Annotated in this window: 8 protein-coding genes and 1 pseudogene; all 9 read left to right on the top strand. The window is 41.3% G+C overall.

The features are described 5' to 3' along the window. Positions 1 to 52: 52 nt before the first annotated feature. The 9 genes and pseudogenes from IPM95_06130 to IPM95_06090 all read left to right on the top strand — a co-directional run bounded on the left by IPM95_06130 (position 53) and on the right by IPM95_06090 (position 11,850). A pseudogene (locus IPM95_06130) lies at positions 53 to 834 on the top strand (PhzF family phenazine biosynthesis protein). Positions 835 to 1,070: 236 nt separating this feature from the next. Continuing rightward, complete coding sequence (locus IPM95_06125) at positions 1,071 to 1,901, top strand: alkaline phosphatase family protein (GenBank protein ID MBK9328891.1); 831 nt, start codon at positions 1,071 to 1,073, stop codon at positions 1,899 to 1,901. 94 nt (positions 1,902 to 1,995) lie between these two features. Further along, positions 1,996 to 3,408, top strand: a complete 1,413-nt coding sequence (locus IPM95_06120) for a cellulase family glycosylhydrolase (GenBank protein MBK9328890.1) — start codon at positions 1,996 to 1,998, stop codon at positions 3,406 to 3,408. Between the two features lie 11 nt (positions 3,409 to 3,419). Next, a complete protein-coding gene (locus IPM95_06115; GenBank protein ID MBK9328889.1) occupies positions 3,420 to 4,829 on the top strand; it encodes a cellulase family glycosylhydrolase in 1,410 nt (469 codons plus the stop codon). A gap of 60 nt (positions 4,830 to 4,889) precedes the next feature. After that, positions 4,890 to 6,956: a methylmalonyl-CoA mutase gene (scpA, locus tag IPM95_06110; GenBank protein ID MBK9328888.1), complete on the top strand. Its 2,067-nt coding sequence runs from the start codon at positions 4,890 to 4,892 to the stop codon at positions 6,954 to 6,956. A gap of 113 nt (positions 6,957 to 7,069) precedes the next feature. Then, positions 7,070 to 8,005, top strand: a complete 936-nt coding sequence (locus IPM95_06105) for a fasciclin domain-containing protein (GenBank protein ID MBK9328887.1) — start codon at positions 7,070 to 7,072, stop codon at positions 8,003 to 8,005. A gap of 302 nt (positions 8,006 to 8,307) precedes the next feature. Continuing rightward, positions 8,308 to 8,928 (top strand): hypothetical protein, encoded by a 621-nt coding sequence (locus tag IPM95_06100; GenBank protein ID MBK9328886.1) that lies wholly within the window; start codon positions 8,308 to 8,310, stop codon positions 8,926 to 8,928. A gap of 1 nt (position 8,929) precedes the next feature. Then, a complete protein-coding gene (locus tag IPM95_06095; protein ID MBK9328885.1) occupies positions 8,930 to 9,979 on the top strand; it encodes an alpha/beta hydrolase in 1,050 nt (349 codons plus the stop codon). Between the two features lie 68 nt (positions 9,980 to 10,047). Then, positions 10,048 to 11,850, top strand: coding sequence for a UbiD family decarboxylase (locus IPM95_06090; GenBank protein MBK9328884.1), 1,803 nt, complete (start codon positions 10,048 to 10,050; stop codon positions 11,848 to 11,850).

The following is an 11,850-nucleotide window of genomic DNA, read 5'->3' as shown; positions in this document are numbered from 1 at the left end:
ATGATAACAAGGCTAATCCGATGGGGTTAGCTTTTTTTTATAAAAGTAGTTCATGTATAGAATGTATCAAGTAGATGCCTTTACTGATAAGGTTTTTAAAGGTAATCCCGCTGCAGTGGTTCCGCTGGAGGAATGGCTGCCAGCAGAACTAATGCAGCAGATCGCCGCAGAGAATAATTTGGCGGAAACGGCCTTTTTTGTGAAGGAAGGGAATCACTATCACATCAGGTGGTTCACGCCAACGGTAGAGATTGAATTGTGCGGACATGCCACCCTGGCATCTGCCTTTGTAATCTATAATTATTTGAATTATGACAGAAATGAAATTCATTTTACCTGTCAGGTGGGAGATTTATTTGTTACCAGAAAGGATGACTGGATTGTTTTGAATTTTCCTTCTATTGAAGCACAGACCTATAAAAAAACATTCCGTCTGTTTTATCACAGGCGATTGGTGCTCATCCGCTGGCTTTATACGATTCAAAAACGAAATGGATGGTGCTGTTGCCGGATGAGGCTGCAGTCGCCGATTGTCAGCCTGATTTCAATCTGATGAACCAACTGGAAAAAAATCTGATTACCACCGCGAAAGGGAATAAAGTGGATTTTGTGTCGCGTTTCTTTGCGCCGCAATCAGGTATTAATGAAGACCCGGTGACGGGTTCCGCACATTCGGTACTGATTCCTTTCTGGTCCAGAAAATTAAATAAAGTTGATCTGACGGCGATGCAGTTATCTCAGCGAACCGGGTTTTTGAAATGCAAATATCGGGGGGATAGGGTAGAAATGAGTGGACAGGCGGTTTGTTATATGAGGGGTGATATTTTTATCTGAGGTATGTACCTGTTTTTAGTGATTTTTCATACTTTTATTGTTATGAAATATTACTCTTTTTTATTCCTGTTTTTTGCATTTTCGTTTCCTGTAATAATGAAAAATCAAAACCTGAGATTTCGACCATAGCCTTTGGTTCATGCGCAAGCCAGTGGAAGGAATTTCCCATTTTCAAAACAATACAGAATAAAAATCCGGATGTATACGTTGCTTTAGGTGACAATATATACGCAGATGTGGTTGAATTGGTTGACCTGCCTGTTTATCCGTTTTTTATCGACTTGGGATATTATGTATTAGGCAACAAGGAACCTTTTAAAACATTCAAAGCATCCGTACCTATACTTGCGACATGGGATGATCATGATTATGGTTATAATAATGGCGGTAAGGAATTTCCTCATAAGACAGCGTCTAAGAATTCATTTATGAAATTTTGGAATATCTCTCCTGATAGTCCGATGCGATCAAGAGGAGGTGTTCATAACGCTTATTACTATGGGGAAGGTGAATTTAGGGTTCAGATAATTTTGCTTGATACAAGATGGTTTTTGGATGTTATTTCAAGAGAACCAATCACAGCAACCCGAGATACATCGAAACATATATTAGGGGAAGAAGAATGGCAGTGGCTTGAACAAGAACTCAGAAAGCCTGCACGAATCCGAATTATAGGGTCCAGTACCCAATTTGGAATAGAACATAACGGCTATGAGGCGTGGGCTAATTATCCGCATGAGATGGACAGGTTCTTTAATTTAATAAAGTCAACCCGTGCAGAAGGTTTATTTTTTGTCAGTGGCGATGTTCATTATGCTGAAATCAGCAGGAGAGCGGTTGACGGTTTGTACCCGATTTTTGATGTTACATCTAGTGGTCTTACACAACTGGAGGGTTCGTCAAAGCCCAATATGTTTAGGGTAGGTGATTCATTTACAGATTTCAATTTTGGAATGATACACATTAATTGGAATGACAATCCGGTAACTATTTCCCAGGAAATTTATGATATAAACGGGAATGTACGCATTCAAAATAAGATCAGTATTAACGATTTAAAATTCTAACACTTTTCTAACTGAAACCCGTTATCAGCTCGTACATATCATATTTTATCTATTATGCATACCAATAAATAGGAATGTTTCTTATCTTCATTAGATGAAACGTTTATACATCTTAATTCTACTCTCAGGTTTGTTTTTTTCCTGTGAAAAGGAAAATGCAACCAACACCGTTTCCGATGATTCTACCATCATACAGGACCAATATGGAAGACAATTAATTCTACATGGATTAAATACTTCATCCAGTGCAAAAGGAGGAAATTATCAGCCCTGGATTACTGAGGCTGATGTTGCAAGAGAAGATACTTCTTTTGGTTTCAATTTTGTGCGTTATCTGACATCCTGGGCCGCAATTGAACCGGAAAAAGATGTGTATGATGAAGATTATCTGAATGAACTGGAAAGGCGGGTGAACTGGTACACCTCAAGAGGCATGTATGTGATGATTGATATGCATCAGGATATTTATGGTGCAGCAGTGGGCGGGAATGGTGCTCCGGCCTGGGCCTGTGTTACCAATGGAGCTGCTCCCATTGATTTACCCGGCGGCACGCCGTGGTGGTTGAAGAATATTGACCCGGCGGCGATTGCAGCCTGGCGCAATTTCTGGGAATACCGCAATTATAAATTCTTACAGGATCATTATATTAATGTCTGGCTGAAGATAGCAGCACGTTTCAAGGATAATCCTAACGTAATCGGATATGATCTGATGAACGAACCCTGGGGCGGAGACATCATTAAGGTATTCCTGACAGGCGAATTTGAACGGTTGGAATTAACAGCTTTTTATAAAAGATTAATACCTGCTTTGCGCACTGCTGAACCGAATAAATACATTTTTTTTGAACCACTCCCTGCACCTGTTACATTTGGACTGGCTACCAATTTAACGGATGTAACGGATACTCGAACTTCACAGCATCTTGTATATGCGCCCCATTGTTATCCATACGATACACATGAGGGAATTGGTTATACAGGGACATCCAAGCAACAATTGAGAGATTGGGAACGAGAGCGAAAAAAAGACGTCCAAAGATTTGGTAACAGTCCGTTGCTCACAGGTGAGTTCGGTCTGTCACCTTCACAGGCGGGTTTTGATCAGTATCTGACAGATTTCAATACGATATCTGACCGAAACTTATGGCACTGGAGTTATTGGAGCAGCGACCGGGGAGGTTGGGGCCCGACAAATCCGGATAATTCAGAATCGCCGATTTTGTCTCATCTGATCAGAACCTATCCGAAGGCAACTGCGGGCAAAATTCAATCCTTCAGCTTTAATCCGGATACTAAAAAATTTGAAATGACTTTTGTTTCCAACACAGCCATTTCACAGCCTACCGAAATATTCGTACCCAACAGATTCTATCCGGGGGGATGGAATCTGGCTGTAAATGGTACCACAAAATTTACCCAATCCTTTAATGAAACAGACCAGGTGCTTTCTTTCTCCACTACGGAAAATAATAAAGTAATCAGCATCGAGATTACTCCGAAATAACAGCCCGGCAGATGAAGAGACTGGAAATGAAAGTATCTGTATTACTCGTTGCACTGTTTTTTAGCTTCGGATGCAATAAAGAAAACAGAACAAATAATTTTTATCAGGATTCCAATGTCTTTCAGGACAGCTATGGGCGAACACTTATTTTACATGGAGCCAGTTTATATACCAATGATGAGCCCGGTGGATATACGCGATACAATTCGAATGGTGCCAAACGGCTCATCAATGACTGGGGGTTGAATTCTGTCAGGATGTTCTGGAACTGGAATGCCATAGAGCCGGACAGCGCTGTATTTGCACCGGATAAATTGGAGGCACTGGTACGAGTCGTGGAAAATTTCACCAATGAAGGTGTCTTTGTGGTTCTGGCCGTAAATGGCACCGCCACCAGCAGTCAGCACCTGATAACAGGTACCTGGCAGGCTCCGGCCGGAAAAGCCGTGAATAATCCGGACTTACCCGGGGCTTTAAATCCCGCCGTTCAGGAATCTATGCGCAGATTTTGGGATTATAAGAATTATGCATATCTGCAGGATGAATTTATCAAAGCCGGTAAATATTTAGCTAATCGTCTGAAAAGCAATCCGTATGTGCTGGGGTACGACATTCTTAATGAACCCTGGGGTGACGGGTTGGTAAGTACGGTCTTAAATGTCAATCTGGAATCACAACTGCTACCCGCTCTTTATCAGCGCTATATTACAATGATGAGGGAAACAGAAAACGACAAATATATTTTCTTTGAACCGGGCGTGTTGTTCAATATCAAAGAAATAGCCAGTTTCCAGACAAAACTTCCTGTAATAAATGATATCAGGAGCGGAGTGAAGCGTTTGGCTTTCGCACCCCATTGTTATCTGGCCAATGAAAGAACCAATACGATTAAAAACAGTTATGATTCCTATCTGGGTATATTGAAGAAAAATTATACCGCGATTCAGCAGAAACAGCAGGTGCCAATATATATAGGGGAATGGGCAAACATCGACTACACTACCTTTTCGGACTGGGAAAATTACCTTAATCAGCATATGGCTGCATTTGATGATATCAAGGCGAGTTGGTCTTATTTTTCATACATACCCGGAGAAAATAATCTGGTAAAAGGGGATGATGTCACAGAAAATCCGACGGCAAATACCATTGCGAGGGTGTATCCGAGGGCAACATCAGGCGAGCTGTTGTCTTTTAATTACCAACCGGACACAAAAGTATTTAAGATGTCTTTCATCAACTATGCGTCTATTGAACAGCCTTCGGAGATATTCATTCCCAGGCGTCATTTTCTGAATGGTTATGTACTTACGGTTACAGGAAGCACCAACTATACACAGGAGTTTGATTCTGCAAAAAACCTCCTGAAGTTGAAGGTGAATGAAAACAGGGAAATAAACGTCAGGATAACCGCTAAGTAAGCATCCTAAATTTCATTATCGGATAACTTACAACTTATAACTCTTCCGTATCTTTACAGTATGTCAACAGAAGACCTTACCATTTCTTTTGAGGAGTTGGTGCAAAAAGAAAGATTTCAGAAAAAGTCGCCGTCCTTTCTAACGCACCAAAATTATGCAGCGGGTATCCCACCTTATCTGCGCGGTCCTTATTCCTCCATGTATGTCATACAACCCTGGACCATAAGGCAATACGCCGGATTTTCTACAGCAGAAGCCTCCAATGCATTTTATAAACGTAACCTGGCACAGGGACAAAAAGGCCTGTCCGTTGCATTCGATCTGGCTACTCACCGCGGGTATGATTCCGACCATGAACGTGTAGCAGGTGACGTAGGAAAAGCAGGCGTGGCAATTGATTCTGTTGAGGACATGAAGATCTTATTTGATGGAATCCCGTTGGATAAAATATCTGTTTCCATGACAATGAATGGTGCGGTCTTGCCTGTATTGGCTTTTTATATCGTTGCAGCGGAAGAACAGGGCGTCGATCAGAAATTATTAAGCGGTACCATACAGAATGATATACTGAAAGAATTTATGGTGCGTAATACCTACATTTATCCGCCCCAGGCTTCCATGAGAATCGTTTCTGATATTTTTGAATATACGAGCAAACATATGCCTAAATTCAACTCCATTTCCATCAGCGGGTATCATATACAGGAAGCCGGTGCCACCCCTGAGATTGAACTGGCGTACACACTGGCAGACGGACTGGAATATATTCGGACGGGTATTACAGCCGGATTGGCTATTGATGACTTTGCACCGCGCCTGTCTTTTTTCTGGGCCATAGGTATGCAGCATTTTAAGGAAATCGCCAAGATGCGTGCAGCCAGATTGTTGTGGTCAAAAATAGTAGAGCAATTCAATCCCACATCAGATAAGTGCCTGGCACTGCGTACCCATTGCCAAACCAGCGGCTGGAGTCTGACGGAACAGGATCCCTTCAATAATGTGACTCGAACCTGTATAGAAGCTCTGGCTGCCGTATTGGGTGGGACACAATCTCTGCATACGAATGCACTGGATGAAGCCATTGCATTGCCGACGGATTTTTCTGCTAAAATCGCCCGTGATACTCAGATCTATCTGCAAAATGAAACGGATATCTGCAAATCTGTGGATCCATGGGCAGGCTCGGAATATGTAGAAAAACTGACGGATGAAATAGCCAGAAAGGCATGGATGCTGATTGAAGAGGTAGAAAGCTATGGTGGTATGACCAAAGCCATTGAGGCTGGCATTCCTAAAATGCGTATTGAAGAAGCGGCAGCCCAAAAGCAGGCACGTATAGACAGTGGACTGGATCTGATTATCGGTGTCAATATTTATAAAACGAATGATGAGACAGATATTGATATTTTGGATATTGACAATTCTGCTGTCCGTGAAAAGCAAATTGCCAGATTAAAGGAATTAAAATCAGGTAGAAATGAAGAAGCGGTAAGGGATATTTTAAACAGGATGACACAGGCTGCTCAGAATAGAGATGAAAATTTACTGTCATTAAGCGTGGAAGCGGCCAGAAGACGTGCCACCTTAGGTGAAATTTCCTTAGCTTTAGAATATGTTTTTGGCAGATACAAGGCTACTATTCGTAGTATTTCGGGCGTTTATTCTTCAGCGATAAAAATGAATACAAATTTCCAACAGGCCAGAGACTTGGCAAATGCTTTCGCTGAAAGGGAAGGCAGAAGACCCCGCATCATGGTCGCTAAAATCGGACAGGACGGACATGACCGTGGTACTAAGATTATTGCTACCGCCTTTGCGGATATTGGTTTTGACGTAGACATCGGTCCGTTATTTCAGACGCCGAAAGAGGTTGCGATGCAGGCTGCTGAAAATGATGTGCATGTTATTGGTGTTTCATCTTTAGCAGCAGGACATAAAACTTTGATACCAGAATTGATTCAGGAGCTTAAAAATATAGGCAGGGAGGATATCAAAGTCATTTGCGGAGGAGTCATTCCTAAACAGGATTACGATTTTCTTCTTCAGGCAGGTGTCTCAGGTATTTTCGGTCCCGGAACCGTCATTGCAGATGCAGCAATCGAAATCTTAAATAAATTATCTGGATAAACTATTGATAATCAAAAAGTTGAAAAGTAAACCATATTTTTGTTTAAAGATTTTATAAAATAATTAAACAAAATTAAAATCATGATGTTATAGTGGTAATAAAATTAAACATCATGAAAAAAATCAAACTAACACTTTTATCCATTATTGCAGCTGCATTCCTTATTGTGAGCTGTACTAAAGAAGAACAAAAAAACATTGTTGACCTTGCAACAGACAATCCAAACCTTAGCTCATTGGTAGCAGCTTTACAAAGAGCCGGTTTAGATGATGATTTAGCTGCATCCGGTAATTTTACCGTATTTGCGCCGACCAATGCAGCATTTGCAACATTTTTAGCTGATAACGGATTTGCCAATCTGGATGCGGTTCCAGTTCCGTTGTTACAAAAAGTATTACTAAACCATGTTTTAGGTACTAAAAAAATGGCAGCTGACATCACCACCGGCTATACAAAAACCATTGGTAAATTTGGCAGTACGGACAGTTACATTGACATGTACCTGAGCAAGACTACAGGCGTAAAAATTAACGGAGAATCCAATGTAACCACACCAGACGTGGAGGCTACCAATGGTGTTGTCCATGTTGTAGATAAGGTGATTTCATTACCAACGGTAGTTACATTTGCAACAGCAGATCCTACTTTCTCTTCTCTGGTAGCTGCACTAACAGACTCTCGCATTGCAAGTGCCAATCTGGTTTCAACGCTGAGCGGTGATGGTCCATTTACCGTGTTTGCTCCAACGAATGCTGCATTTGCTTCATTGTTGACAGAGTTAACAGCTACAGGCCTGGCGGATATCGAAGCCGGTACGTTAGAAGCGGTATTAAAATACCATGTTGTTTCCGGTAACATCCTTGCCGGCACCCTGACAGACGAACAGGTAGTGACAACAGTTTTAGGTTCAACATTCACGGTTGACTTGACAGGAGGTGCTAAAATTAAAGATGGCAGAAGCAGAACTTCCAATATCATTGTAACAGATGTACAGGCCGACAACGGTGTGGTTCACGTACTTGATAAAGTAATACTGCCACCGGTATAGTTAAAATTAATAGTACGAACTTTCAAAAGTACTTTCATACAGTTTTTTTTGGTTAGATATGAATGTAGGGCGCGCCGTTTACGGCGCGCTTTTTTATTGGGTATTCGATATTATGGACAATAGAATATACTCGTTTACAGGTAATAAAGGCCACTTGTACTTATTAAAACGTTAACTGTATAACAAACTGGCAATTTTTTTCTATTTTGCATCGTTATTTGCAATGCGGATTTATGCTTGTCTTCATGAATAGAAAACGCCTATATTTTATACTCCTTTCAGTTGTTTTAGTTGGTATCCCAATGAGTGCAGTACAGGCACAGGAGGATAAATACAAAGATATCATCAGGACGGAAGGACTGAAGAACAGAAAGTATCTCGCCACCCTTTCCACCATTGCAGATTTAGAATTTCTAAAACCATTGAATATCAATCTGGGTTTGTCTGTCAGCGGAAGCATCCGGTTGTTGTACAAACCTAAATTAAATCAAGGGAAAAGCGTTTATAGTCCCAGGGTAGTAGAGAGAGAAATCTTTATCAAGCCAACATTTGCATATGTTTACAGGAAAAGATATCATACTGCCTTTTTCTTTATACCGGAGTTGGCTTACCGGCATACCTTTTCAAGAGGTTTCTTTGCAGAAGTTAATTTAGATGTAGGCTATATGTTCATGAAAATGAACGCACCTACTTATGAACGCCAGGATGACGGAACTTTCAAAAAGGTATCTTTTGGTTATCATAATGTCATTGCCGGCGGAAAAATTATCGGCGGATATGACTTTTCAAAGAATATGAAGACACCCATTGCCATTAATATAGGAACGGGTATCTTCTTCAGGTATCCCAGTAATCAAAAATGGATCAGGCATATATATACTGAAATCGGAATTTCGTATGTGTTCAGAAGAATAAAAGAATAGGATGCGGTTTAAGATTAATATATTAACAGTTTTATTAGTTGCTTTTACAGCAACGGTTTCTTGTTCTACGGATCCTAAACCCAATGGCGATCAGGTGGATAATTATTATTTTGTAAAGGTGGATAACGTGGCATTGCCTGTTCGGGTTTGTGGAAATATCAATGCGGATGTGGCAATTATATTTGTTCATGGTGGCCCGGGCGGTTCTGCACAAACCGAACGTTCCAATATTTACTGGAAAGAGATTGAAAAGTATTATAAAGTAATCTATTATGACCAAAGAGGTTCCGGTCTGACTCAAGGGAACATAAAACCATCCGAAATGACAATTGAACAGTTCAGCGAAGATTTGGATAATATTGTGGATTTTACCAAACAGATTGCTAAGGCAAATTCCATTTTTTTACACGGCATTAGCTGGGGAGGTGGTCTGGCTTCCTATTATCTCCTGGACACAGCACACCAGAATAAATTAAAAGGTGCCATTTTGGAGAGTCCGGCGTATGATATTGAAAACGGTTCACAACTTTCAATCAATTGGTTACAGAACAAGGCAGACTCTGTGATTGCTTCAGGTTATAATGTTGACTATTGGAGAAACTGTAAACAGTATTATGTGTTGCATCCAGTCTTAACCTACAAGGAATATAAACAACATCAGGCGTATCTCAATCAGGTAAAGGGTATCGTATATAATACAACCAATGTTCAGTCACAGACGGTAAGTGTCCCGAAAGGGGAACTGACTCTGGTCTATAATAATGCTGAATTCGCTCCGTCCACATTGACATATGAAGGTCAATCTGTTTTTACACATCTTGACTTAAGTTCCAGGCTGCATCAAATCAGGCTGCCTGTCATGCTGGTATGGGGTGCACTGGACGGCCTGCTTCCAAAAGATAATCTCGCGCAGAAGTTTCTGAGCAATGTGGGCTCTTCGGATATTACTTATGATGATAATAAATACCTGCTGTCTGCGCATATTCCGCATGCGGAAGAGTGGCAGCAGTTCAATCTGGATACCAAGGTTTTTGTGGAGGCACATAAGTAGTTTTGTTCAATCGAATCCAACAATATTTTTCTATTTTTGTTATACTTCCTATTAACAATCCGTGAATAATGAGTTATTCTTCCCTTCAGCAGTGTATAGATGATTTAGATAAAAATGGACAGCTTATCCGGATCAAGGAAGAGGTGGATCCGTATCTGGAAATGGCTGCCATTCATTTGCGTATCCACGAGGCAAAAGGGAAAGCGGTTTTATTTGAAAAAGTAAAAGGCTCCAGGTTTCAGGCGGTTTCCAATCTTTTTGGAACGAATCTGCGTAGTCAGTTTATTTTCAGGGATACGATCGAAAATGTAAAAAAACTGATTGCCTTAAAATCAGACCCGATGGCTGCTCTGAAGCATCCTCTTAAAAATATTTCAGCAGCTTTGGCAGCCATCAAGGCCTTGCCCAGAAAGGTATCATCGCATTCATTCGAAAAAATAAAACTTTCAGACCTTCCCCATATTCATTGTTGGGAAAAGGACGGCGGAGCATTCGTCACACTACCGATTGTATATTCGGAAGACCCTGATAAACCGGGGGTCATGCAATCGAATCTGGGCATGTACAGAATTCAGTTGAGTGGCAATGAATATGTGAAGGATAAAGAAGCGGGACTGCATTACCAATTGCATCGCGGTATCGGGGTGCACCAGACAAAATGGAATGCTTTGGGAAAACCCATGAAAGTATCGGTCTTTATTGGCGGGCCCCCGGCACATTCGTTCGCTGCCGTGATGCCCTTGCCGGAAGGGATTTCCGAGCTTACATTTGCAGGGGTATTGGGTGGCAGGCGCTTCCGGTATATGTATGATAAAGAGGGTTTCTTATTGAGTACCGATGCGGATTTTGTCATCACAGGGGAAGTGTATCCGAATGAAAACAAACCGGAAGGTCCATTTGGCGACCATTTGGGTTATTACAGTCTGAAACATGATTTTCCGTTGATGCGTGTAAAGAATGTATATGCCAGAAAAAATGCTGTCTGGAGTTTCACCGTGGTTGGGCGTCCGCCGCAGGAAGATACCGCCTTTGGTAATATGATACACGAAATGACCGGTAGTGCCATAGGGTCTGAAATTCCCGGATTACATGAGGTACATGCCGTAGATGCCGCTGGGGTCCATCCCTTATTGCTGGCTATTGGCAGTGAACGGTACACACCCTATTATAAAACCAAACGTCCGCAGGAATTACTGACGATTGCCAATCATATCTTAGGAACCGGACAATTATCGCTTGCGAAATTTCTTTTTATTGCCGATAAAAGTGATGACAGGGATATGACCACGCACAATGAGGAAAAATTCTTTCATCATATGCTGGAACGCATTGATTTAACCAGGGATATCCACTTCCAGACCAAAACCACCATTGATACGTTAGACTATTCGGGAGAAAACCTGAATGCCGGCAGTAAGGTAATCATTGCGGCAGCAGGGGATAAGAAACGGGAACTGATAAATTTCTTACCGGCTGATTTTATACTGCCATCATCATTTAAGAATCCAAAATTTGTTTCCAAAGGCATTCTAGCGGTTGAGCTTACCGACCCGTCATTCCGATGTAAGGAGGAATCTCCAGATTTTATTCCAGTAATGAAAAAGGCAGAAGGAATACCATTCATCGTTATCTGCGATGATGCGGATTTCATTTCATCCCATTTTAATAATTTTCTCTGGGTTGCCTTTACCCGCACCAACCCTTCACATGATATATATGGAATTAACGAACGGATTGAGCACAAACACTGGTGTTGCGATACACTGATTATGGATGCGCGCATCAAACCGCACCATGCTCCCGTGTTGGAAAAAAATGCAGCAGTAGAGAAAAAGGTGGATGAGCTATTAAGAAACTATTCGTTTTTATAA

This window comes from Sphingobacteriales bacterium (genome assembly GCA_016719635.1).
Classification (GTDB): Bacteria; Bacteroidota; Bacteroidia; order Chitinophagales; family JADIYW01; genus JADJSS01.
The sequence above is the reverse complement of the archived record's forward strand: the minus strand, read 5'-3'. Positions and strand labels throughout refer to the sequence as shown.

Bases quoted from the DNA above. Each gene is read 5' to 3' on its own strand.
- IPM95_06095 (MBK9328885.1), top strand. From the start codon at position 8,930: ATGCGGTTTAAGATTAATATATTAACAGTTTTATTAGTTGCTTTTACA.
- IPM95_06090 (MBK9328884.1), top strand. From the start codon at position 10,048: ATGAGTTATTCTTCCCTTCAGCAGTGTATAGATGATTTAGATAAAAAT.
- scpA (MBK9328888.1), top strand. From the start codon at position 4,890: ATGTCAACAGAAGACCTTACCATTTCTTTTGAGGAGTTGGTGCAAAAA.
- IPM95_06115 (MBK9328889.1), top strand. From the start codon at position 3,420: ATGAAGAGACTGGAAATGAAAGTATCTGTATTACTCGTTGCACTGTTT.
- IPM95_06120 (MBK9328890.1), top strand. From the start codon at position 1,996: ATGAAACGTTTATACATCTTAATTCTACTCTCAGGTTTGTTTTTTTCC.
- IPM95_06100 (MBK9328886.1), top strand. From the start codon at position 8,308: ATGAGTGCAGTACAGGCACAGGAGGATAAATACAAAGATATCATCAGG.
- IPM95_06105 (MBK9328887.1), top strand. From the start codon at position 7,070: ATGAAAAAAATCAAACTAACACTTTTATCCATTATTGCAGCTGCATTC.